General features: G+C 54.6%; 19 protein-coding genes and 2 pseudogenes. 7 read left to right on the top strand and 14 right to left on the bottom strand.

The features are described 5' to 3' along the window. The 9 genes from trbL to ACZ3GY_RS06075 all read right to left on the bottom strand — a co-directional run bounded on the left by trbL (window position 1) and on the right by ACZ3GY_RS06075 (window position 10,330). Complete coding sequence (gene trbL, locus ACZ3GY_RS06035) at window positions 1-1,161, bottom strand: P-type conjugative transfer protein TrbL (protein ID WP_463565121.1); 1,161 nt, start codon at window positions 1,159-1,161, stop codon at window positions 1-3. A gap of 193 nt (window positions 1,162-1,354) precedes the next feature. Then, window positions 1,355-2,089, bottom strand: a complete 735-nt coding sequence (gene trbJ / locus ACZ3GY_RS06040) for a P-type conjugative transfer protein TrbJ (RefSeq protein WP_465909319.1) — start codon at window positions 2,087-2,089, stop codon at window positions 1,355-1,357. Then, on the bottom strand, window positions 2,086-4,515 hold the full coding sequence (trbE, locus tag ACZ3GY_RS06045) for a conjugal transfer protein TrbE (protein WP_465909320.1): 2,430 nt from the start codon (window positions 4,513-4,515) through the stop codon (window positions 2,086-2,088). The genes trbJ and trbE overlap by 4 nt, the downstream gene beginning before the upstream one ends. 10 nt (window positions 4,516-4,525) lie before the next feature. Further along, on the bottom strand, window positions 4,526-4,792 hold the full coding sequence (locus ACZ3GY_RS06050) for a VirB3 family type IV secretion system protein (RefSeq protein ID WP_042554149.1): 267 nt from the start codon (window positions 4,790-4,792) through the stop codon (window positions 4,526-4,528). After that, window positions 4,789-5,121, bottom strand: coding sequence for a TrbC/VirB2 family type IV secretion system protein (locus tag ACZ3GY_RS06055; RefSeq protein ID WP_463565118.1), 333 nt, complete (start codon window positions 5,119-5,121; stop codon window positions 4,789-4,791). Before ACZ3GY_RS06055 ends, ACZ3GY_RS06050 begins: the two co-directional genes overlap by 4 nt. Beyond that, on the bottom strand, window positions 5,118-6,125 hold the full coding sequence (gene trbB / locus ACZ3GY_RS06060; RefSeq protein WP_465909321.1) for a P-type conjugative transfer ATPase TrbB: 1,008 nt from the start codon (window positions 6,123-6,125) through the stop codon (window positions 5,118-5,120). The genes ACZ3GY_RS06055 and trbB overlap by 4 nt, the downstream gene beginning before the upstream one ends. Beyond that, a complete protein-coding gene (locus ACZ3GY_RS06065; RefSeq protein ID WP_465909322.1) occupies window positions 6,122-6,559 on the bottom strand; it encodes a ribbon-helix-helix domain-containing protein in 438 nt (145 codons plus the stop codon). Before ACZ3GY_RS06065 ends, trbB begins: the two co-directional genes overlap by 4 nt. Further along, window positions 6,556-8,550: a conjugal transfer protein TraG gene (locus ACZ3GY_RS06070; protein ID WP_465909323.1), complete on the bottom strand. Its 1,995-nt coding sequence runs from the start codon at window positions 8,548-8,550 to the stop codon at window positions 6,556-6,558. Before ACZ3GY_RS06070 ends, ACZ3GY_RS06065 begins: the two co-directional genes overlap by 4 nt. Window positions 8,551-8,899: 349 nt before the next feature. Then, complete coding sequence (locus ACZ3GY_RS06075) at window positions 8,900-10,330, bottom strand: IS1182 family transposase (protein ID WP_465909324.1); 1,431 nt, start codon at window positions 10,328-10,330, stop codon at window positions 8,900-8,902. A 335-nt stretch (window positions 10,331-10,665) separates the two neighbouring features. Here ACZ3GY_RS06075 and ACZ3GY_RS06080 point away from each other — a divergent pair, with 335 nt between their 5' ends. The 5 genes from ACZ3GY_RS06080 (at window position 10,666) to ACZ3GY_RS06100 (ending at window position 17,229) form a co-directional block, all read left to right on the top strand. Continuing rightward, window positions 10,666-12,102 (top strand): ABC-three component system protein, encoded by a 1,437-nt coding sequence (locus ACZ3GY_RS06080; RefSeq protein WP_465909325.1) that lies wholly within the window; start codon window positions 10,666-10,668, stop codon window positions 12,100-12,102. Beyond that, complete coding sequence (locus ACZ3GY_RS06085) at window positions 12,092-12,784, top strand: ABC-three component system middle component 1 (protein WP_465909326.1); 693 nt, start codon at window positions 12,092-12,094, stop codon at window positions 12,782-12,784. The genes ACZ3GY_RS06080 and ACZ3GY_RS06085 overlap by 11 nt, the downstream gene beginning before the upstream one ends. Then, window positions 12,784-15,144 (top strand): AAA family ATPase, encoded by a 2,361-nt coding sequence (locus tag ACZ3GY_RS06090; RefSeq protein WP_465909328.1) that lies wholly within the window; start codon window positions 12,784-12,786, stop codon window positions 15,142-15,144. Before ACZ3GY_RS06085 ends, ACZ3GY_RS06090 begins: the two co-directional genes overlap by 1 nt. 410 nt (window positions 15,145-15,554) lie before the next feature. Next, complete coding sequence (locus ACZ3GY_RS06095) at window positions 15,555-16,604, top strand: phosphoribosyltransferase-like anti-phage protein (protein ID WP_465909329.1); 1,050 nt, start codon at window positions 15,555-15,557, stop codon at window positions 16,602-16,604. A gap of 13 nt (window positions 16,605-16,617) precedes the next feature. Beyond that, window positions 16,618-17,229 carry an NADAR family anti-phage protein gene (locus ACZ3GY_RS06100; protein WP_498056003.1) on the top strand — a complete coding sequence of 204 codons (612 nt, stop codon included), beginning with the start codon at window positions 16,618-16,620 and terminating at the stop codon, window positions 17,227-17,229. Between the two features lie 150 nt (window positions 17,230-17,379). Here ACZ3GY_RS06100 and ACZ3GY_RS06105 read toward each other — a convergent pair. After that, window positions 17,380-17,529: pseudogene (locus ACZ3GY_RS06105) on the bottom strand (integrase); the annotation flags it as partial. Between ACZ3GY_RS06105 and ACZ3GY_RS06110 the strand changes: the two are divergent. Continuing rightward, window positions 17,519-17,773: pseudogene (locus ACZ3GY_RS06110) on the top strand (transposase); the annotation flags it as partial. The pseudogenes ACZ3GY_RS06105 and ACZ3GY_RS06110 overlap by 11 nt on opposite strands. A gap of 109 nt (window positions 17,774-17,882) precedes the next feature. Here ACZ3GY_RS06110 and ACZ3GY_RS06115 read toward each other — a convergent pair. From ACZ3GY_RS06115 to ACZ3GY_RS06125, 3 genes are all read right to left on the bottom strand, one after another. Beyond that, the gene (locus ACZ3GY_RS06115; protein WP_465909331.1) at window positions 17,883-18,620 is read right to left on the bottom strand and encodes an SDR family NAD(P)-dependent oxidoreductase; all 738 of its coding nucleotides are present in this window, start codon (window positions 18,618-18,620) and stop codon (window positions 17,883-17,885) included. Between the two features lie 94 nt (window positions 18,621-18,714). Beyond that, window positions 18,715-19,668: a zinc-binding dehydrogenase gene (locus tag ACZ3GY_RS06120; protein WP_465909332.1), complete on the bottom strand. Its 954-nt coding sequence runs from the start codon at window positions 19,666-19,668 to the stop codon at window positions 18,715-18,717. After that, window positions 19,665-19,904: a hypothetical protein gene (locus ACZ3GY_RS06125; RefSeq protein WP_465909334.1), complete on the bottom strand. Its 240-nt coding sequence runs from the start codon at window positions 19,902-19,904 to the stop codon at window positions 19,665-19,667. Before ACZ3GY_RS06125 ends, ACZ3GY_RS06120 begins: the two co-directional genes overlap by 4 nt. A gap of 173 nt (window positions 19,905-20,077) precedes the next feature. Here ACZ3GY_RS06125 and ACZ3GY_RS06130 point away from each other — a divergent pair, with 173 nt between their 5' ends. Continuing rightward, on the top strand, window positions 20,078-21,007 hold the full coding sequence (locus ACZ3GY_RS06130) for a LysR family transcriptional regulator (protein WP_465909335.1): 930 nt from the start codon (window positions 20,078-20,080) through the stop codon (window positions 21,005-21,007). A 227-nt stretch (window positions 21,008-21,234) separates the two neighbouring features. On the opposite strand, the gene ACZ3GY_RS06135 is transcribed toward ACZ3GY_RS06130, so the two are convergent. Beyond that, window positions 21,235-22,800 (bottom strand): ATP-binding response regulator, encoded by a 1,566-nt coding sequence (locus ACZ3GY_RS06135; RefSeq protein ID WP_465909336.1) that lies wholly within the window; start codon window positions 22,798-22,800, stop codon window positions 21,235-21,237. Window positions 22,801-22,803: the final 3 nt, after the last annotated feature.

Consider the following 22,803-nt stretch of genomic DNA (forward strand, 5'->3'; position numbering starts at 1 on the left):
TCACGAATTCGATGGGTCGCGTACAACCGGACCCGATGAGGAGCCGCCGCCGTCGCCGCCACGCAGGGTGTGGGCAACGGTGGTAGCTGCCTGTGAAAGCTGCTGTCGGCGTTGCAGGCGCCTCGCCCAGTCAGGCTGAGTGGTGGCGGCTGCCGATGATCCGGAACCAGCATTCAACTGCGCCGCAGATGAGCTAATAGATGCCCCCGTGAGGGAGTTCGAAGCACTCATCGCCTTGCGGCCGGCTACTGAAGTCATTCGAGCGCCTGCCATTACAGCGCCGCCCACACCGGACGCCATAGCTGCTGCGCCTGCTGCCATCCCTGCTGCTCCGAGTGCGGTACCGGCGACCGAACCAGCACTCAGTTGTGGTGCTCCGGAGACCAATCCCGTGGCAATCCCAGGCCCGAAAATACCCAGGCCGAACAACGCAAGCGAAGCGAGCATGATCACCAACGCGTTATCGATGGAGGGTTCATCGGGGACAGCCTGAAATTCGGCAAATAACCCGGTACCGATCCCGACGATCACCGCCAGCACAAGAACCTTGATGCCGGAGGCGACTACGTTGCCGAGCACCTTCTCAGCAAGAAATGCCGTCTTGTTCCACAGGGCGAATGGCACCAGAACAAAGCCGGCGAGGGTGGTCAGCTTGAATTCGATCAGCGTGACGAACAGCTGAATGGCCAGAAAGAAGAAGCTGATGATGACCACCAGCCACGCCAGGAACAGCACCAGGATGCTGTGGATATTGCTGAACACCTCCGGGAAGCCGCTCAGTCGGCTGATCTCCTCCAGCAGCGGTGCTCCGGCTTCAACGCCAGTCGCTGCAAGCCGCCCCGGTTGCAGGAACTCGTCTTGGCTCAGCGCAGACCCTGAAGCAAGAAGGCCCAGTCCCGCAAAGGAGTTGAAGACGATTTTCGCCAGGGCATTGAAGTTGCCGATGATGAAGGCGAAGGCGCCCACGTAGAGCGTCTTGCGGATCAATTTGGCGCTTACGTCTTCACCGCCCATGGCCCAGAACAGTCCCGCCAGCGTCATGTCGATCGCCACGAGGGTCAGCGTAAGAAATGCGACCTCATCACCGAGCAGGCCGAAGCCAGAGTCGATGTACTGAGCGAACACGTCGAGAAATCGGTCAATCACGCTGACGTCATTCATGGCACGGCCTCATCGAAGCTCGGTGGAATCTTCGGCAACTCGCTTGCATCCAGGAACTCGCCGTCCGGGGCGCAGCCACAGTAGAAACGGTCCACGGGGTTCTCAGGCATTGCAGCCGGCGAGTGCTCGTATCTGCACGCTGTCAAAGCGACCAGATACAACAGCAGCGTTGGGGCCTTCATAACGCTGCTCGCTACCGGTAGAACTGGACGGGGTGAGGGGTATAGGGCGTCCCGCTCCCCATGAACCGGCGGCTTAGCTCGCGTGCTTTCTCTTGCGCGGCGGCCTGACGTGCAAGCTCGGTGGCAACAGCCCGGTTCTGGGTGATCTGCAGCTGCTGGGACTGAATGGACTGCTTGGCCTGCAGGGCCAGCAACTGGTTGGTCGCCTGAGCAGCTTGCAGCGCCCCTTCGGCGGATTGGCTCTGATTCACGAGATTGGCGAGAGTGGCTTCATCCTGCCCAAGATTTTGCCGCACCTGCGCCTGCACGCGCATCGCGGTCTGAAGACTGTCGAGCCCCTTCTTCCAGCGTTCTCTAGTTTCAAGGGCAAGCTCTTCACTGCTGGTGTCGGCTGAGTACTGGTTTGGGTAGAGGCGCGAGAACTCCTGATCCAGGCGTTTAATTTCATACGCCAGCCCCTGTGCCTGGCTGATCAGGCGCTCGGTGTTGGCCAAGCTCGCAGCCAACTGATCCATCGCGTTGTAATCGAGGCGTGACAGATTGCGGGCCTGGTTCTTGAGCATCTGGGACTGATTCTGCAACTCGCTGATCTGGTTGTTGATCATCTCCAGCGTGCGCACTGCAGTGAGTGCGTTTTGAATCAGGTTGGCAGGATCGACCACTGTCATGGCCTGGCTCGACACTGAGCCGAGCAGGGCAGTCACCAGCAGAGCGGCGCGTTGAAAACGGCGGGTTAGGCATCTCATGACGTGTACTCCGTGCTTACTTGGGAATGATGAGCGAACAAGTCGCCGGCCCAATCCAGGCCGCAATGCCGAAGCCATGCTTCAGCGAAGTCCGGGGACTGGGCGTCCTGCTGGATCCGATCCATTTCACGTTGCTGTGCCGGGCTGGCAGAGGCAGCGAAGGCCAGCGCTAAGGGGCCCAGATCCAGATCGAACAAGCGATTGCCCAGGCGGGACTGGTAGTAGTACTCACGTTTGGGAGTTGCCTCGGCAACGATGTCGATCTGCCGCTCGTTAAGTCCGAAGCCCTGGTAGATGGTGCGGATCTGAGGCTCTCGAGCTTGGGGATTCGGCAAGAAGATGCGACTGGCACAGCTCTCGATGATTGCTGTCGCGATAGTGGAGTCCTTGATATCCGCGAGCGACTGTGTCGCGAAGATCACCGAGACGTTCTTCTTGCGCAGGGTCTTGAGCCACTCACGAATGCGCGCGGCGAACAGTGGCTCATCAAGAAACAACCAGGCTTCGTCGAGGATCAGAAGCGTTGGCGAGCCGTCGAATCGATGCTCGAACCGCTTGAATAGATAGCTCAGCACAGCGGCCACCGCCGCCTCGCTGTGCATCAGTTCCTCCATCTCAAAGCACTGCACATCGGCGCAGCCGAGACGATCACTATCCGCGTCCAGTAGCTGGCCGTGGGCTCCGCCAAGGACGTACGGCTGCAGGGCTTGGCGCAGATTGTTGTCTTGCAGCAATACAGACAGACCAGTCAGCGTGCGTTGGGCCTCAGGCGCGCCGGCCAAGCTGTCCAGCGCTGTCCAGAGCGCTGACTTCTGCTCTGGATTGATGGCTACGCCTTCTTTGAGAAATCGCGCTGCCAGCCATTCGGCGGCCCAGGCCCGGTGTCCGGCCTGATCTATATGCGCCAGAGGCTGGAAGGCCAGGCCTGCATCGTTGCTCAGCGCGTAGTGCTCACCCCCCATGCCCAGTACGGCCGCTCGCAGGGAGCGGCCCATGTCGAACATCAAGAGTTGCGAGCCTGCGTATCGACGGAACTGCAGGGCGAGCGTGGCCAACAGCACCGACTTGCCCATGCCGGTGGGGCCCACGACCAACGTATGGCCCACATCACCGACATGATTTACCAACCTGAAGGGCGTCGCACCAGCGGTGCGGGTGATCATCAGTGGCGGCCCATCCAGATGCTCATTACGTACCGGTCCGGCCCAGACTGCCGAGACCGGCATCAGGTGTGCCAGATTCAACGTTGAAATCAGCGGTTGCCGGACATTGGCGTAGGCGTTGCCGGGTATCGATGACAGCCAGGCCTCAACCGAATTGAGGCTCTCGGCAATGGTCACGAAGCCGCGACCCTGAATCACGCGCTCGACCAGCCGTAGCTTTTGATCCGCGAGCTGAGCGTCCTCGTCCATGACCGTTACGGTGGTGGTGACGTAGCCGAACGCGACATGGTCTTCCCCAAGTTCCTGCAAGGCTGCGTCAGCATCGCCTGCCTTGTTGGCCGCGTCGTTATCGACCAGAGGACTCTCCTGCTGAAAGATGGCTTCACGCAGCAGCGCCAAGACCCCTTTGCGTTTGGCGAACCACTGGCGGCGCAGACGAACCAGCTCCCGTTCGGCCTCATCCTTTTCCAAACAGATGAAGCGGGTCGCCCATCGATAGGCGAAGCCCAGACGGTTCAACTCGTCGAGCACCCCAGGCCAGGTCGTCGATGGAAAACCGCGTACAGACAGTACGCGCAGATGCTGATCGCCCAACCGCGGCTGGAGGCCTGTGGTCAGGGGGCTGTCGGCCAGTAAGGCATCAAGGTGGAACGGGACGTCGGGAACCGCCAGTCGTTGGCGATGTGTCGAAATGGTCGCATGCAGATAAGTCAGTGTCTGGCTGTCACTGAGCCAGGCGAGTTCCGGCATCACGCCGTCCAGCAAATCGAAGAAGCGATCGCTCTCGGCGATGAAACCTGCCAACTGTTCGCGCCAGTCAACACGCTGCTGAGTCTGCCGTTCGAACAACAAGCCAGCCGCGCGCGAGTGTGTTTCTTCCGGCGCCAAATACAGCAGCGTCAGGTGATAGACGCTTTCGAAGTGGCTGCCTTGCGCTTCAAATGCTGCCCGGCGCTCGTGGTCAACCAGCCAGGACAGAGCATCGGGAAACGAGCTCTGGGGGTAATCGCTCGCCGCGAGACGCTCAGCGTCGATGAACAGCGCCCAGCCTGAGCCAAGCCGGCGCAACGCATTGTTCAGTCGAGCTGAAAGGGCCAGCAGCTCACCCTGTGTAGCGCTGTCCATATCGGGGCCACGAAAACGTAGGGTGCGTTGAAACGCGCCGTCCTTGTTCAATACGACGCCAGGGGCTATGAGTCCTGCCCAAGGTAACCAGTCCGCAAGTTGGGCGGGGCGGCGCTGGAATTCGGAGAGATTCATCATCGTCTTGCACTCACACGTCCAGCAACGCGCGCTGCTTGATGTGCCTTGCGAAGACCGGCAGAAACTGGGGATCCAGCCGCGCGCCCCAGACCGCAAGCGAATGGCTGACTACCCATAGCACCAAGCCAGGAATCCATAGCTGAAGGCCCAGGCCTACCACCGCTGCTAGTGTGCCGTTGAGGATCGCGACATTGCGTGGTGCGCCGCCGAGCAGGATTGGCTCGGACAGCGAGCGGTGCAGCGGCACTTCGAAGCCGGTCATGCGTTCACCGTTCATACCGTCGCTCCCCCTGCAAAGCTGAAGAAGCTGAGAAAGAACGACGAAGCCGCGAAGGCGATCGAGAGGCCGAAAACGATCTGGATCAGTTTGCGAAACCCGCCGCTGGTATCGCCGAACGCAAGGGCCAGCCCCGTGGCGATGATGATGATCACCGCGATGATTCGCGCGACAGGCCCCTGTACCGAATCGAGGATTGACTGCAGCGGCCCTTCCCACGGCATGCCTGACCCGGCAGCAAGGGCTATTGCTGGCAGACTGAGGTAGATCATGGCTCCCAGCAAGGCGTGAAAGATGCGCTGGCGAGCATGCGCGAAGAGACGTGTCATGACCGTTCTCCCTGGCTATCACGGGTACGAAGTAGGGTGTCGATGGACGCGAGCTGGTAACCGTGGCTGTCGTGTCCCATGACTCGGGCAATCTGCTGGACGTGCCGGCTACGCCCGCGACCGGACAGGAAAACCACCAGGTTGACCGTCTCGGCAATCAGCGCGCGGGGCGCTGTGAGCGCTACCTCGAGAATCAATTGCTCAAGACGAAGCAGGGCACCTTGAGCAGAGCCGGCATGGATGGTTGCGATACCGCCCGGGTGCCCGGTTCCCCACGCTTTGATCAGATCCAGTGCTTCACCTCCGCGCACCTCACCCACCACGATCCGGTCAGGTCGCAAGCGCAGCGTGCTCCGCACCAGATCCGCCATGGAAACGAGTCCGGGTTTCGTTCGCAGAGCAACGTGGTCATGGACTGGGCACTGCAGTTCGATGGTGTCTTCAAGCACCAGGACGCGATCATTGGTGCTGACAACTTCCTCGAGCAGGGCGTTAGCGAGCGTCGTCTTGCCGGTACCCGTACCACCTGCGACCAGAATGTTTTGCCGGTCGCACACCGCTGCCTGCAGGTACTGCGCTTGATCGCAACTGAGTATTCCATCAGCTACGTACTGCCCCAGGGAGATGACGCCGCAGGAGCGTTTGCGCAAGGCGAAGCTTGGGGCACTTGCCACCGGGGGGAGGACGCCTTCGAATCGCTCACCCGTCTCTGGCAGTTCAGCGCTGAGCAATGGCTTTGTACGGTGTGCTTCGGCGCCAACGTGCGCAGCCACCAAGCGAATGATCCGTTCACCATCCTCAGGGGGCAGCGTGCCCAGACGGACGCGCCCTTGGGTAAGTCGATCTGACCAGAGCACCCCGTCGGGATTGAGCATCACTTCAACCACGTCGGGATCGTCGAGTGCGGCAGCGATCAGCGGGCCCATCGCGGTACGCAGCATGCGGGTGCGGCGATCCAATGAGGCTTCAGCGGCAGCCGCTACGGAGAAGGCGGCGCTGCTCATTGATGATCACCGCCATTGTGATGAGTGCTCTGAGGCTCAGCCGTTTGCAGGTCTGTGACCAGACTGCGGCCTCGCTGAAGGTGACGGCCCAGTTGCTCTACGAACTGAGCGAAGCGCAGCTTGCCCTGTGTACGTGCTGCCTCCTGGTGTGCCTCGGGCACCGGTGTGCTGACCGTCAGGTAGTAGCGGATGTAGAGCGCCATGGTTTCAACGAGAATGTTCTGATCGCGTTCCAGGCGTTCGAATTGTCGTGACAGACGATCCAGTCGTTTGGCTATGGCCGTGTCACGCTGCTCGCCAGCCTGGGGCGCAAGCCAGGAGGCGAGGGCAGTGGCCACGATCGAGGACTTGGATACGCCCTTTTTGATCGCGAGTTCATTGAGGCGTTTTGCATGCTCGGGCTGAATGAATAGGTTCAAACGGGCGCGACTCATAAGGCAACTCCATCGTCAGGATCAAGGGCAGCCAGCCTTGCCGAACGTTGAAAGTCAGGATCTGGCTGGCATGAGAATGCACAAGGCATGTCGTCTTCATCGAGAAGGAAAAGATCACTGGAGACGTCAGCCGAAGCCTGCAGCTGGCGTGATTCGATCAGGTCGTGCTGGTAATCCAGGTGGCTGCCTCCGACTGGCGCCAAGCGAGTCGAGTCGCCGATCGGCTGGGCCTCTTGCGCCTCGGGCAGCTGCAAATTGCTCCAGTCATCAGCACGAGGTGTGGGTGCATCGGCATATCGTCCAGGCTCCAATTGAGGTGCCGGCAGCACGCGCGTTTGAAAGTTGTCATCGGTGAAGTAGCGCAACTTCTTCGCCCGTATCGGCGCATGGCCTGCGAGCATCACGACGGACTCTTCGGCTGGAAGCTGCATCACTTCCCCAGGCGTCAACAAGGGTCTGGCTGTCTCCTGACGGGACACCATCAAATGGCCCAGCCAGGGGGCTAGACGGTGGCCGGCGTAGTTGCGTTGAAGACGCAGCTCTGTTGCGGTACCCAGGGTTTCGGAAATGCGCTTTGCGGTGCGCTCATCGTTGGTCGCAAACGTCACCCGTACATGGCAGTTGTCCAGAATTGAGTGGTTCTGGCCGTAGGCCTTGTCGATCTGGTTGAGCGACTGGGCAATAAGGAATGCACGCAGCCCATAGCCGGCCATGAAGGCGAGCGCAGATTCGAAGAAGTCCAAGCGACCCAGAGCCGGAAACTCGTCGAGCATGAGCAGCAGCTTGTGCCGACGTGCGAGGCTGTCATTAGCTTCGAGCGACTCGGTCAGTCGCCGTCCGATCTGATTGAGGAGCAGGCGTATGAGCGGCTTGGTACGGCTAATATCGGATGGGGGGACGACCAGATACAGCGACACCGGGTGCTCGGCGGAAATGAGATCTGTGATCCGCCAATCGCAGCGTGACGTGACCTGTGCAACGGTCGGGTCTCGGTACAGACCGAGAAAGGACATCGCCGTGGACAGTACGCCTGAGCGCTCGTTTTCACTCTTGTTCAGAACCTCCCGTGCTGCAGACGCAACGATCGGATGTGGTGCATTTTCCAGGTGCGGGGTGACCATCATCTTGTGCAGGGTCACTTCGAACGGACAGGCAGGATCGGAAAGAAAGTTGGCCACGCCGCAGAGTGTCTTGTCCTGCTCTGCGTAGAGCACGTGCAAGATGGCGCCGACCAGCAGCGCGTGGCTGGTTTTCTCCCAATGGTTTCGGCGTTCTAGTGCACCTTCAGGGTCGACCAGTACGTCGGCAATGTTCTGTACATCGCGCACCTCGTGGGTACCGCGACGCACTTCAAGGAGAGGGTTGTAGGCGGCTGACGCCGGGTCTGTCGGATTGAACAGCAAACAGTGCGAGAACCGTGAGCGCCAGCCTGCAGTCAGGCTCCAGTTCTCGCCTTTGATATCGTGGATTACCGCGGACGCCGGCCAGGAAAGCAGGGTAGGAACTACCAGTCCCACGCCTTTACCTGAGCGGGTTGGGGCGAAAGCCAAGACGTGCTCAGAACCTTCATGACGCAAGTAGGTTTGCTCGAATAGCCCGAGGAATACCCCGGCCGACTGGCTTAACCCAGCCTCTCGCACCTCATCCGCGTCGGCCCAGCGGGCAGTGCCGTAGGTGGTGACACGACCGGCCTGACGCGCACGCCAGATGGCCATGACGATGGCAACGGCCAGAGCCAGCAAGCTGCTACTGGCCGCTATGGCACCGCCGGCATTGAAGATTTCCGGCGCGTAGGCATCAAAGAAGAACCACCACTCCAGCAATCGCCACGGATGGTAGATGGGGGTGTCACCCAGTTCGAACCATGCCGATCCCAGGCGTGGCTGGTGACCCAGTTGTGAGGCCGTCCACTGGGTTGCGATCCACACCCCCGAAAGGGTGATGCCCAAAACTATCAGTACCTGGCCGTAAAGTACCGTCGTGCCTCGCATTGCCGAACCTCATCTCCTTTGCGATATCCACGGCACCTAAGGGTGCCGTGGGCGTGAGATTCGGTGCTGCGAGAGGCAGGGTCAAAGACCGTTTCGGAGACGATTCAGAGCGTAAAGGAAAGATTAGGAGCTGAACTCGCGAGGTCGCTAAAACCAGGTGCGCCGGAGCGTTCATCTGTGAGCATTACGGCCCAGAGTGTGTAAAAACACTTTCGTATCGTGGATGCCTCGGCCCAGCGCAGTTGGGCGAGTCGATTGCCCACGCATTTGCCACGATCAGCACCGGTAACGCTCCGGAGCGCTTATGAAGCGTTTTAGCTCCACCTGGAGCAACAAAAGCCGGGGGCTTTTACACCGCCATTGCCTTCAACAAGCCTTCGGCACCGATGATTCTCATGACCCGCTTCATGTTGTAGGCGAGCACATTCAGACTCATCTCCGCGCTGACGCCGGCCAGCCTACGTGTGAGGAAATGTGTGGATCCCATCCATTGTTTGAGCGTCCCGAAGGGATGCTCAACAGTGCGCTTTCGGACTCGCATCATGTCCGGCGCATGGTTCAGCCGGTTCTGCATTTCGTCTAGCACGGCTTCATGCTCCCAACGCCGCACTCGTTGCTGCTTGCTCGGCGTGCACTGAGTTTTCAGGGCGCAGCTCTGGCAGTTCGAACTCCAGTAGCAGTGCATGTTCAGGCCTTTCTCGACGCTGGAGAAACGCCAAATCAATGCCTCACCAGCTGGGCAAACGTATTCATTTTTAGCTGCGTTAAAAACGAAGGCATCTTTGTTGAAAAGCCCGTCCGCTTTAGCTCCTGAAGTCATCGGCTTGGGTACATAGGCGGTAATTTTTGCATCATGGCAGGCCAGGATTTCCTCGCTTTTGAAGTAGCCTCGATCAGCCACGACCGACAGCGTTTCTGAACCAATGGCTTCCCGCGCCTGCTTAGCCATCGAGCTGAGTTGGTCGCGGTCAGAGCCAACGTTCGTCACCTCGTGAGCAACGATCAAATGGTGCTGGGTATCGACCGCCATCTGTACGTTGTAGCCGACGATGCCATTGCCACGCGTCATCATCGAGCGGGCATCGGGGTCAGTCAGTGAAACCTGTTTGTCTGGAGAGTCGTTGAGCTGAGATTCGATTGTCTGAAGCTCTTTCATCTGAGCTTTGAGCTTGGCGATTTTCTCTTCCAGGCGCGTAGCATCTGGCTCAGCGGCGCTTGGCACTTGCCGATCAGCTGCATCAAGGGAGGTCAGGTAACGGTTGATGCTCGACTCGATTTCTTCCATTCGCCGCTTCAGTTTGGCGCTGGTGAAATTGCGGTCGCGGTTGTTCACTGCCTTGAATTTGCTCCCGTCGATGGCCACTAGGTTTTCGCTAAACAGCCCCAGCTGCTGGCACAGCACAACGAACTGGCGGCACGCGCCGCGAATGGTTTTGCTGTTGTCTTTTCGGAAGTTGGCGATGGTTTTGAAGTCGGGCATCAAGCGCCCGGTTAACCACATCAGCTCGACATTGCGCTGAGCTTCTCGCTCAAGGCGTCGGCTCGATTGGATGCGGTTCAGATAGCCGTAGATATAGATCTTCAGGAGGATCGCAGGGTGGTATGCCGGTCTGCCGGTTTCGGCTGGAATGACGCCATCAAAACCCAGCGTGGCCAAGTTGAGTTCATCGACGAAGACATCAACCACCCGTACCGGGTTGGTATCGCTGACGTAGTCGTCGAGGCTCTCGGGAAGTAAGGTGCTTTGCCCTCGGTGCTCAACCTGGATAAACCGTTTCATAGGCTTCCCTTGCGATGAAGTTCTCAGAAATCATAGCAAGGGTATGCCCGGGCGTTTTTACACACTCTGGGCCAGTAGCAGTCATTCAGCTGTGCCCAGGGAGTTAAGGACATAGCACCAGCGAACGATACCGCTTCTGGCTGAGTTCACGTGAAATCTTGTGCAAAGGCGGTGTTGGCACTTCAGATTTCCAATAGTCAGCCTCGCCAAAATTTCTGTGTGGTGGCATTGTGCTATAAATTGCTCCATCGCTCGACCATTCGGGCGTTTGCGCAGAAAGAAGTACTGATTATCTAAGAATGCTGGACTCTGAATTATTACAAGGAACTGCAAGCATGATCCACGACGCGACTCCCTCTTGGAGTGGATACAATTACCAAGGAAAGCTTGCTCTTCATTACGTACTTTGTCACATATGTGACAAGCTTGGCGCAGATCCTACATATACATTCCACCGTGACTCAATCGTTCTAGAGAATAACGAAGATTTTGAGTTGTTCGTTGGAAGAGAGTTGGTGTCGTTTCATCAAGTTAAAGCTTACGAAAAACAAAGTCTCAGTTCATATGATGAGGCACTTTTCGGGCTTGCACTAAATCTGTACAACCAACCAGGCCCGTTAGGCTATATACATACTTGGAAGGTGATTAATCTTCCAGCCGGTAAAAGCTTACAACAAGCCATTGCAGACTTTATTGCGGATCTGATAAGTGAGCATGATGCTGCACCGGCTTCAAGCACTATTTTTAAAGCAGTCAACGTTACAAAAGACAGGAATAAAACTGCTAAAATCATAAAGCAGGCGTTCAATGATTTTACAGTAGGGCAAGTATATGACGCACTCCAATCTATCCTAGGTGACCCGCAGCTTGCATTGGGAAGAATACAGAGCTATATGTATAGCGGAGTAGCTTGTTGCAGTATCGATGGTATCAATCATCTAATTAAGTCGAAGCTTCAAGAAGTTCTTGTTATAAGGGGTGGGGTTAATACTGCTAAGCAAATCGATAGCGGTTTTCACCACTTGCTGGAAATGGTAGACGTTTATGTGACGGAGCGGCACTTACAAAAGCAAGTATCTGATCTTTTACATATTGATATATCCGACATTCTCGCGATTTTGGATGCGGACTATGAAGATGTAAGTAGTAGGTATCTGGCTATTCAATTTAAAGAGCGTTTTTTCTGTCTCTTTGATGAATTCATGAATAATCCCGATTACTATTCCGTGCCTGAAAATTTGGAAGGGTTCGTGTGTAACCTTTCCCAGATTCGATATGCATTGCTGAGTGTTGGCCCGGAAAAACTTTTCAGTTATTACAAAAACTTTTCTCCAACCGTGAAGTTTGATCTGTTAACTAATATAGAGCAAGCCTTTGCAGTCAATGAGAATGGTGTGACCGACGTGCTGCTCAGGATTTTTAACGCTATTAGTTGTGCGTCTTGCGAGAATGATGAGGGCACTAATAAATTAGTGTATCGATCACTGGCTAATCCAGAGAACTATTATCTTCCGACAACCATAAATGATCGATCGCCTACTAATATCGCCAAGAAACTCAAAGCCAATACTCGGATAGTCGAGGACCTATATGAAGTAAATCATATGATCTACGACGGACCGCAGATGATGTCGCTGAATGAGCAAGCTACTACGCATACTACCGCACCACCGTCGGCCAACTGTTCAGAAGAAAGTCCCCGTGACGATTATTTTAGCAACCTTCGGCTGATACCCATTCAGCAAGCCATGGATGAAATAAATGCTGATTGATATTGTAGATAAGGTTTTTTTGAATAACGGATATGAGTCTGTAAGTTTCGAGCATGGCTACGATGATTTGATAACAAAACTATTTAAGCCTAAAGCTTCCGAAAACAAGGCTGAGTACTATTTGGTTGTGGAGTGCAAAAAAGCTACGATCCAGCATGCTGAAAAATTACTATCCGAATGGGCTGATGCCTTGCATCTAAAAGTTAGAGAAAGCCCTGTGGTGGATAGAGTTTTCTCTAAGAATTGTACGATGATCATTTGCTGGCCTGAGCTCGCCATCACTAGTAGACAAGTATTTCAGTTGGAAGAGGATCGATACAACTTCAAGAAAAATGTGATTTCCTATAGTTCGGAAGAACTCGAGGACTTGATCGGTAAAGATAGCGATTTTACAATTTCACAACTCAACGATTTAGTGGGTCAAGGTAATGGAGCATATTTTCAACGGTTCAAAGAAAAATCGGCTGACCTTGAAAATTACTACTCTCTTTTGCTAAAAATATTTATAAAAATCCCTTTTGTTACTTATGTGCATGATTCAAAGAGGTTGTTTGATTTAGACTCATCCTTAGTTTCAAGTCTGACCCAGAGAGAATTGGCGTTGTATGATTTTTCGATGGGGATTGATGAGGGTCTTTCCGATGAAGAAGTGATGTCCGAGTTTTTGAAGAGGATAAGCTAGTGCTAAGGCTATCAAGTATTGAATTTACCAATTTCAAGGTGTTCGGCAAGGACACCTATCGGGTCAACTTCAATAGTAGTGATTTAATGCTACTGGATGGACCAAACGGGTATGGAAAAACCTCGGTTTTCGATGCCATCGAATTAGCTCTTTCTGGGGCAATTAAGCGTTTCATTAGTACGGATGGTCGTCAGACTCCTGAGGATGTGGTAGTTGCTTATGACCCTCAATCAGATGTCCTTATTGATGTAGTACTGTCACGCCCCCTAGGAGAACAGTTATCGTTCAGGCGCAAACTCAAATCCCCAATACCCGCGGGCGCACAAAAAATATCTCGCTTTCCTGAACTTTGGGACGTTTTTATCAGGGATGAGTCGGGTTGGACGCCCGCAAAGCAAACGGACGTAGACAGATTACTTGAGAATAATAGCTTCACTAGAGACTTTCATCTGTTCCATTATGTTCAGCAAGAGGAAGCAGCTTCATTTTTGAAGTCCAATAGTGAAACTGCGCGGGCTACTGAGATATCACAGCTTTTTGGTGATACCGCCGCTGCAGAAGCTAAATACACACATTTGAAAAATACTGAAAAAAGGCTCGCTTCCCAACGTACGATACAGCTTCAGAAGGCACAGCTATTAAAAGATAGTCACAATATAGATGGCGCAAAACATACGTCGAAAATTAGTGAGGTCCAGCACCATTATCTGCTTCCTTGGTTGCTAGAGACTTCTAAATCTCCGGAATGGGATTTGCCGGAGTTTGAAGCATTCAATCAGTCAAAATTTTCATCTTTTTCCAGCGAGCTTGATCGTATGCTGGAACTTGTTAAGAATCGAGATTTCTATCTTGGCTCACTTCCGTATTTAAGAGCCTATCGGTCATCTGAGCTCGCATCAGATTATATTTGTTTTTACAATTCTCTAGACCTTATCCAAGGTATGGAAGAAAAGAGGTCGGTTGATAAAATCCTTGAAAGGTGTCATGACGCTTTAATAGGTGGCAACATTCCGGATAATTTATTTCATGTTTTTGATCTGTTAGGACGGAATGATTTCCAGCAATTTCAGAAAGATCAGGATTCTATAAATGAGCTTCGCAGGACAAGTTCTGGGCTCAAAGCAATCTACCGAAAAATTGTTAAACAACATACAGAGCTAAATAATTCCCTGGCTTCGTTGCCCGAAGAATCTAGATGCCCGTTCTGTGGCAAGCCTCACGGCAATCATGATCAGCTAGAGATTGCCGCCTCAATTCGCGTTAATGATTTTTCAAAGCTATTATCGGATCAGGATGTATCAATTCTGGCACTGGGAGACAGTATAAAAAAACGGTTCATCGATCCGGTAATTGCGCAGATTGCAGAGCATAGGGCTAAGAATGCTATTCTTCCTGATGACCTGATGGCTTCGTTAAAAAAAGCAGACCTAACCAAAGAGCGCCTGACTAAGTTTGACGCGTGGTTAAAAACTTGTCCCTTCAGTGTCGAAGATCTAATGTTTTCGCCATTGTCTCATCATGTGGATGCGGAAAAACTTTCCTCTAACCTTGAGGAAATGATGCGTCGAATACATAAAAATACACCGTCTGCCACATTGGAATACCAAGTCGCAAACGACGGTGATGCCTTTGATCGGATGTTCAGAGAATATTTTGGAAGTCGCAACAGCAATCTCTTGTCAATGACTGAAGAAAGTGTGGAGCAAAAGCTGAGATACCTGGAGTCTAGTTATTATTCGTCATTTCAAAATGTGCTTAAAGATATTGCCGTACATACAGAAAATGCTAAAAAGCTAGAGGGGGTTGAACAGGAGTTGGCCGGAATCGCGGTTAAGGTGCTTAAAAAAATTCGTCAATACAAAAAGAAATTGATTGGCGATATCGAGATTCCGTTCTACATATACTCGGGGAAGATATTGCAGTCACATCAGTCCGGGATTGGACAGGGTGTTTTCCTTAAGGATCCCACCGGTGGGGATGAACTTAAGAACGTTAGACTGGTATCAAATTATCAGCGTGATCATGATGTTCTGAACACCATGAGTTCAGGGCAAATTTCAGCAGTGGTTATTTCGCTAACTCTGGCCCTAAATAAAATTTACGCTAAAAAATTCTCGCCAATTCTGATTGACGATCCAGTGCAAACCATGGACGACATCAACATGTCTTCATTGGTCGAGCTGTTGCGTAATGAGTTCCCTGATCGGCAAATAGTGCTTTCCACTCACGAAGATAAAGTGGCTAAATACTTTGTGTATAAGTATCTAAAGTATGGCCGGAAGGTACGTCAGCTGAATCTTATGACAGGGGAGGAATTTGATTCAGTAGATAACTATAGATACGCACCTGTGGTCGGATAGTGCACAGTGAGCCGTTGTGGACTTTATGGACACCTCTGAACGGCTCTTCTGGCCGGATTCTGCCGTTCGTACGGGGCAGCTTGTGCCAGCCTCGGGGCGAGGTTGTATGAAGTCCTCAGAATCGAACTGTTAAAAAAGGATCTGAAAAATTGCTCTTCTACGCGTACTCTGGATTCATTGAGCAGCCAAATTTTTCCAAATTTCGCGTAGGAACATCATCCTGGACAAGCACTGGAGGTTTTCACATATCATCGATCGTCAGTGAATGGCCACAAGCCAACTCGGCTCTCTTTTGAGACCATACAGGTCAAGAACGATCGTTGTGTGCTAACCCTGCCTTTGTCGTGACGAGGTTGATGGCAATGTGCTACGCTGCTGATGGAGGCCGTCAGTGCGCAGGGAGCTAGCAGATGAGTGAGAAGAACCAGCTACTTGAGTCAATTTCAAAAACAATTCACACCTATCGCGAGGGTGAGCTTCCAGTACCGACCCCTGATCATGTCGAGCGGTGGGCATCTCAATTTACCCGCGCTGATGAAGTCCCATTTCTTCGTGAGTTCGATCACGTTATCAGGCAAACGTTCCTAACGAAGGAAATTGTCGGGAAGTTTCTCGCTGGGCTGGTCTTTAATAAACTTCTTGCTGGAGAGGATCCCCGAGTATTCTGGGCTGGGACTAATTTCCTTCAGATCCAGAGCGATGGGCAAAGTCAAAGGGAGATGGTACAGAGGTTTGCAGAAATTTTGCGAGATCAGTGTGGTCTTGAACTTGCAAAATGCGGTGGTGATACGGGAGTTTTTATATATCTAGATGACGTGCTATTCAGCGGTAGGCGAGTTGAGACGGACCTTCAGCGCTGGATTACTAACGAGGCGCCCGCCAATGCTATCGTGCATGTCATCCTAATAGCTTTCCACACCAGCGGACATTACTACATCACCAGCACTGGATTGAAACGCGCTATTGCAGATTCAGGCAAAAATATTAAAATCAAATTTTGGCGTCTGGTAGAGTTGAAAAATCAGAAAAGCCAGAAAAACTCCTCAGATGTTCTTTGGCCGTCCGCTGTGCCGGAGGATGACGCAGTTCAACAGTATGTGGCGTCAGAGCAGCGTTTTCCGCTGGCTCTTCGAGCACCTGGCGGGCCGCTAGGATTTTTCTCTTCTGAGGACGGTCGAGCCCTCTTGGAGCGTGAGTTCTTGACTGCAGGCGTCAGGATCAGATCGCTTACACAGACGCCGCGCAATCATGTTCGACCTTTAGGTTTTGGTAGTTTTGGAGTCGGGTTCGGTTCGTTGGTAGCGACTTATCGGAATTGTCCGAACAATTGCCCATTGGCTGTGTGGTGGGGGGATGCCAAAGCTACGTCAGGGGCATTGTGCTGGTATCCTTTGCTGCCCCGAAAAACGTATTCTGATCCGGAGAACATTTTCAGTGCCTTCAAGTCGCTCACTACCTGAAAGCTCGGCCCATATGCGGACGTATCTCAGGTCTGAAGCAGTTGTGGTGCATAAAACCAAGGAAGAGTTCGGTGGGCTGTCAAACATGGCCTCAGGCTTCCCGCTTCACATTGATGGTATATGCATTTTGACCTCTGAGGCCTTGTACCAAGCCTGCCGCTTCCCTCATGACCCGGATCTTCAGAGAGAAATTATCGGGCAGCATAGTCCCATGACTGCCAAGATGAAGAGCAAACCTCACCGTGAGAATTCCAGAGCGGACTGGGACGATGTTAGGCTCAAGGTGATGAGGTGGAGTCTTCGGGTGAAGCTCGCCCAGAATCACGAATCTTTCGGAGGGCTGCTCCTGTCAACCGGCGATGGCCCTATCGTTGAATTGTCCCGGAAAGACGTTTACTGGGGGGCCAAAGCTTCTGGTTTGGACGATAGCGAGTTGATAGGAATGAATGTGCTCGGACGTTTACTGATGGAGCTACGGGAATTACTAAGAAGAGATAGCGAAGGTAGGCTGAAGACCGTTTCACCTTTGAATATTCCGAATTTCTTATTGCTGGGAAAACCGATTGGTACAGTAAATTCTCAGGATTCCCTTCCGGTGAGTAGACGACAACCGGATCTATTTTAATGGATCAACGGTAAGTGTAGTGAATCGATCCGAGTTTCATAGATACTTTCGAGCCTCAGAGAAATCGGCCCGGCCTTGGCGTGACCGGCAGCTTCTGGCCGATTTCTGCCTGTTTCCACCGTCAACTATGGGGAGGTAGTTACTCCTTGGTCAGAGTATCGAGACGATTTTCCTGTCCTGGTTTTCCGTCATTGCTGACACTGACAGATTGCCCGTAGCAGCTTCCTGAATGTGATCACTCCACCGGGCAATCATTGGTCGCCTGCGTTCGATGTAGTCCGCCCAGTTATATCGCACTCGTTACGGCATGCGCCCGATCATTCCCCGTCGCCGCATGCATCGGCGCCCGCGCCCAGGCCTGCTGCACCAGTTCGACCGACCGAAATATCGCCAGCGAAATGTGGTGGAGCGTCTGTTTGGCTGGTTAAAGGAAAAACGGCGTCTAAATACGCGATATGACAAACTGGCCAGCAGCTTTAGAGCCATGGTGACGCTCGTCTGTATCGAGCGCTGCATGAGGGCCAACTTTTCAGACAGACCCTAAGTCGTTCTTATCAACGTGACCTACAACAGCGCTGATCTGGTCCGGGAATGTTAAGCGGACATCAACCGGCAAAGTAGCTGTCCGCTTCTCACTATGTCTCAGTCGGCGCTCAGGTCAGCGTGCCGCCATCAACGGTCAAGATGGTTCCGGTGATTTGCCTAGCCGCACCAGAAGCGAGGAATGCCACTGCAGCGGCGATATCCTCCGGCTCACCGTAGCGGCCGAGCGGTATTAGAGCGCGCTGGAAATCGCCGAACTCGCCCTCGGCCGGGTTCATCTCCGTGTTGGTCGATCCTGGTTGGATGAGGTTGACGGTGATGTCGCGGGGCCCAAGCTCTCGCGCCAGACCGCGGGTGAAGGATTGAAGCGCAGATTTGGTCATAGAATAGACCGTCGACGGTCCGACGATCCGTTCAGCGCCTGCGGAACCAATTGTGACAATCCGGCCGCCCTGGCTGAGGTAAGGCATGGCGGCTTGAGATGCCAAGATCGGTGAGCGCGCATTGACAGCGAAAAGTGCGTCGATCTCGGCGACGGTGAAGTCCGCCACGTCCTTGTAAATCGCGATTGCCGCGTTGTTCACCAGGATGTCGAGACCGCCCAAGGCCTGGGCGGCCTCATCGACCGACCGTTTGACCGCCTCGGGGTCCATGCTGTCGGCCTGGATCGCCAACGCCTTGCGCCCTTTGCCCTCGATTGTCGCCACGACTTGCGCTGCCCGATCGGCGGCGCGTTCGTATGTAATCGCGACATCTGCTCCCTTTTCAGCCAGCGCGATCGCGATCGCCGCTCCGATGCCGCGCGACGCGCCGGTCACTAGAGCGCGTTTACCAGTTAGATCACTCATCAATCATTCCTCTTTGTGTCGACAGGGGACATGTTTCGCCCCGCCGCGACGCGGCGGGCGTCCGTGCGGCCTGCCGCCGCACGATTGTTCCGGGTCAGGCGATCAGGACGGGCAGACCGCTCAGGCGGCGGTTGTCCATGTCGTCATGTGCGCGGGCTATCTCGTCGAACGGATAGCGGGCCGTTTCGAGATCGCTGAAAATGCCGGAGCGCATCGCATCCCATAGCTGCGAGGTCGCGATTTCGACGGCCGGTCCGCGCACATATTGCGGTGAACCGCCGCTGCGGACATCCACGCCGCGTCGCGCGAGATCGTAGGACGGCGCGGGCTGGCCCGACGCGGCTCCGATCGCAGCAATCACACCACCGTCGCGGATGCTAGCCGCGCCCAGCGCGAAAGTTGCCTGCCCCACCAGGTCATACACCACATCGACACCGTCTGGTGCGATCGCACGGATCCTGGCGGCGATGTCCGGCTCTCCAGTGTGGAAGGCATGAGTAGCACCTGCCGCGACCTTGTCGAACTTGTCAGACGATCCGGCCACACCGATAACCGTTGCGCCGAGTGACTTCGCCCAGCGAGACAGGATGGCGCCCACACTTCCCGATGCGCCCAGTACCAGCACCGTGTCGGTGGATTTGATATCGTGGAGCCCGCGCAGGCCCATCCATGCCGTTCCACCCTTTGCCAGAAACGTCGCCGCTGTCTCGTTCGAGATATCGGCAGGCAGGCGAATGAGCGGTGCGGTCGAGATGATCCTCTCGGTGGCATATGCGCCTTCAGCAAAGAAATAAGCAACGCGGTCACCGACCGACAGCCCCTCCACGCCGGGTCCGACCTCGGTGATCGTTCCAGCCGCTTCGAAACCGGGGGCCGCCGGCAACGCCATCGGATATTGGCCCTTTCGTATCATCGTATCGACGAAGTTGAGGCCTATCGCGTCTTGTGCGAGCCTTACCTCACCGGCGCGCGGCGCGCTGAGCTCCCTCTCGATGATCTGCAGGACGGAGGGACCTCCGATCGACCGCATCTGAATGATTTTTGTCACGATATTGTCTCCGGGCTCGGATGCCGCGCGGTACTTCCGATGAAATAAGAGGTGGGCGCAGCGATGCTCAGTTGAACTTGACGAGGTTGAGAGCAGACAACGGACCGCCGGGGGAACTGAATCAGTTGGCCGCCTATCGAGAGGGAGCCGAGTTCGATCACGGCTTCGTTGCCTTCCTTACCGAGCGCCATGGCAAACGCACCTCCGATATTGGCTCCGATGATTCCAACGGTCATGATCCAGTCCTTCCTGGTCAGTTAGCGGTCCTTCTGCTCCACCCTTGGCCTGATGCTGCTGGCGTCGCAGAAATCCGGCGTTACTGTTGAACCGAGTATTGCTGGAAAATAGACTCAGGATAAGTCATGAATGGGTTGTTTCAGTTTCAATCAATGCTTGAAGACTGGTGATTATGGAAACCCTTGCAAACCTTGAAGCGTTCGTCCGAAGCGCAGAAGCAAGCAGCTTTTCCGGGGCTGCGCGGCGTCTCTCGATCACTCCGGCTGCCGTCAGCCGCAATGTTGCGATGTTGGAACGGAACCTCGGCATTCGGCTGTTTCATCGCTCGACGCGGAAGTTAACATTGACCGAAGCGGGGGAGTCTTTTCTGGCAAGCATCGGAGAAAGCCTGAACCACCTCCAGGGGGCTATTGATGGGGCATCACAAACGAAGGGTGAAGCTGTCGGCGTTCTGAAGGTCAGCATGAGTTTGTCGTTCGCCATGGGATACGTTCTTCCCGCATTGCCCGATTTTCTGGCGCGCTATCCGGGCGTTAGGCCTGACTGGCATTTCGATAGCCGCAGGGTCGACCTGATTGCGGAAGGCTTCGACGTCGCGATCGGTGGTGGCTTCGACCTCAATCCAGGCATCGTTGCGACGACGCTGGCACCGGTGCACGTTATCGCGGTCGCATCGCCCAGCTATTTTGACGAGCGTCGGCGACCGACAAGTCCTGCCGATCTGGTCGATCATGCGGGGATACTGATGCGGTCCTCGAATTCGGGTCGGGTCAGGCAATGGATGATGCGTGACGCCCAGGGGTGCGAAGAGCACGCGCGGCTCAACGAGACGATCGTGATGAGCGACGCGTTCCCCATGGCGCAAGCGGCGATCGCGGGGCTCGGCATCGCGTTGCTGGCTGTGCCAGATGTGTTGCCGCATCTGGAAAGCGGTGCGCTCGAACGTATCCTCCCGAAGTGGTATGCCGATGCCGGATCGATCTCGCTCTACTATTCAGGCCGCGCGCTCCAACCGTTGAAGACACGCGCCTTCATTGATTTTTATACTGAATACTTCCGCCGCGAGCGTCTCAGCACCCGCTTCGCAGGCAGCCTCATATAGTGCCAACGCGTCCTTGTAAGCTCTGCAAGCTTCGATCGCTTCCGCCGTCATGCGGGTGCAAGCACAATTGCAGACTTCTGCTAAACCGTGGCCCCTGAGCCTTTGAATCGCCCCTGATTTTGTAGCAATTCGATGGCCGCTTATGGCCGATTGCAGCCGGTGAGGACGGGCCGCTACCGGCCAGAAGCTGTCAGTGAGTAGTTAGAGGCGCCCTTACCCTGCTTGGCCTAGATCTGATTAGCCAAAACTGCAGAGCTTAATTTTCTAGGCGGCAACTGCAACCGTAAGCGTGTCAGGTTCGCCTCGTCATCCACTTCCAACTCCAAGCTGCCTTGCTGGGCCTCCGCTAGTAATTTTGCTGAGTAGGTGCCCAGCCCCGTACCACTAGATTTGCCATGGCTCGCGTACTTTTCGAAGAAGCGTGACCGAAATGCCACGGGTACCGCTGGCTGGTTCTCCATTACCAATTCAACATGGTCGGAGGGTGTCAATATGAGCCGCACGCGGCTTTTCTCGGGGGCCGCCTCACAGGCATTTTTCAGCAGGTTGTTTAGTAGCGAAAAGCACAGTAATTCGTCTCCGCTAGCTAGCACTGGTGTCGATTCGTTGGTGTTTTCCGCCAATACTTCAATTGTTAGTTTTTTTGCCTGGTAGGTCAGCCTGGCCGAGTCGCATAGGCGCCTTACTAGAGGCAGCAGTTCGACCGCGACCGGCTTCAGTTCGAAACGACCGGTCTCGATCTTGTAAATGTCGCCAGCCATGTCGATCATTCCTAGCAGGTTCTGGCCATCGGTTTCTAGGCTGTGCAGCATCTGCGACTGGCGCGGCAGCAGGTTGCCCCCTTCAAGCAGGCCGCGGGCCAAGCCGAGAATATTGCACAGAGGCGCTTTCAGATCATGGCGTGAAATACTGCTGGCCTCCTCGCGCAAGCGCTCCAGCTCCAGCATGGTGTCGTACTCCTGTTGCAGATCGTTGCGTTGCTCTACCAGGCGTAACAGATTGACCACCCGAAGATGTAGCGACGTGGGATCAACCGGCTTACTGACAAAATCCACTGCGCCCAGCTCAAGCCCACGCAGCTGTGCTGCCGGATCGCTCATGGCCGTGATGAAAATGACCGGGATGCGGCTAGCGTTGGGATGGCTGCGTAGGTGCTGGGCCAGTTCGAAACCGTCCATATTCGGCATCATCACATCCAGAAGAACTAGGTCTGGCGGGGACTCAGAAGTACAGATGGCTAATGCACTGCGTCCGTCGCGCGCAGCCAATACGCGATACTCGTTCTGAAACAGCCCAGCAATCAGTGCTAGGTTGTCCGGTACGTCATCGACCACCAGCAGCGTGGGACGACGCTCCTCAACTTTTGGCTCTTGGGCCGGTTCAGCATTCACTGGTGGCGAATGCAGCCGAGGACGGTGACTCATGGCACGCGTTACGCGCTGCGAAAGGTCATTGGCGGTATAGGGTTTGATCAGTATGTTGCTGACACCGGCAGCGATGGCCTCGGTAATTTGGGAGCGAGAGCTCTCTGCGGTAATCATGATGAAGGGAAGCATGGCCAACTTGGGGTCACTGCGTACCCTGCGCAACAAAGTGAGGCCATCCATGACCGGCATGTTCCAGTCAGAAAGAATCACGTTTACCTTACGCGCTTTTAGTACTGCGAGGGCCTCTGCACCATTGGTAGCAGTGAGGATGTGTCGTGCCCCTAGACGCTCCAATTGGCTACTATTGACCCTGCGCATGGTGTCGGCATCGTCGACGACTAAGAATACGGTATCGGCGGTGATCATAAT

This window comes from Pseudomonas sp. PME37.24/006, from assembly GCF_055556635.1.

Coding starts and splice junctions, on each gene's coding strand:
- trbL (WP_463565121.1), bottom strand. CDS start 1,161: ATGAATGACGTCAGCGTGATTGACCGATTTCTCGACGTGTTCGCTCAG.
- trbJ (WP_465909319.1), bottom strand. CDS start 2,089: ATGAGATGCCTAACCCGCCGTTTTCAACGCGCCGCTCTGCTGGTGACT.
- trbE (WP_465909320.1), bottom strand. CDS start 4,515: ATGATGAATCTCTCCGAATTCCAGCGCCGCCCCGCCCAACTTGCGGAC.
- ACZ3GY_RS06050 (WP_042554149.1), bottom strand. CDS start 4,792: ATGAACGGTGAACGCATGACCGGCTTCGAAGTGCCGCTGCACCGCTCG.
- ACZ3GY_RS06055 (WP_463565118.1), bottom strand. CDS start 5,121: ATGACACGTCTCTTCGCGCATGCTCGCCAGCGCATCTTTCACGCCTTG.
- trbB (WP_465909321.1), bottom strand. CDS start 6,125: ATGAGCAGCGCCGCCTTCTCCGTAGCGGCTGCCGCTGAAGCCTCATTG.
- ACZ3GY_RS06065 (WP_465909322.1), bottom strand. CDS start 6,559: ATGAGTCGCGCCCGTTTGAACCTATTCATTCAGCCCGAGCATGCAAAA.
- ACZ3GY_RS06070 (WP_465909323.1), bottom strand. CDS start 8,550: ATGCGAGGCACGACGGTACTTTACGGCCAGGTACTGATAGTTTTGGGC.
- ACZ3GY_RS06075 (WP_465909324.1), bottom strand. CDS start 10,330: ATGAAACGGTTTATCCAGGTTGAGCACCGAGGGCAAAGCACCTTACTT.
- ACZ3GY_RS06080 (WP_465909325.1), top strand. CDS start 10,666: ATGATCCACGACGCGACTCCCTCTTGGAGTGGATACAATTACCAAGGA.
- ACZ3GY_RS06085 (WP_465909326.1), top strand. CDS start 12,092: ATGCTGATTGATATTGTAGATAAGGTTTTTTTGAATAACGGATATGAG.
- ACZ3GY_RS06095 (WP_465909329.1), top strand. CDS start 15,555: ATGAGTGAGAAGAACCAGCTACTTGAGTCAATTTCAAAAACAATTCAC.
- ACZ3GY_RS06100 (WP_498056003.1), top strand. CDS start 16,618: ATGCGGACGTATCTCAGGTCTGAAGCAGTTGTGGTGCATAAAACCAAG.
- ACZ3GY_RS06115 (WP_465909331.1), bottom strand. CDS start 18,620: ATGAGTGATCTAACTGGTAAACGCGCTCTAGTGACCGGCGCGTCGCGC.
- ACZ3GY_RS06125 (WP_465909334.1), bottom strand. CDS start 19,904: ATGACCGTTGGAATCATCGGAGCCAATATCGGAGGTGCGTTTGCCATG.
- ACZ3GY_RS06130 (WP_465909335.1), top strand. CDS start 20,078: ATGGAAACCCTTGCAAACCTTGAAGCGTTCGTCCGAAGCGCAGAAGCA.
- ACZ3GY_RS06135 (WP_465909336.1), bottom strand. CDS start 22,800: ATGATCACCGCCGATACCGTATTCTTAGTCGTCGACGATGCCGACACC.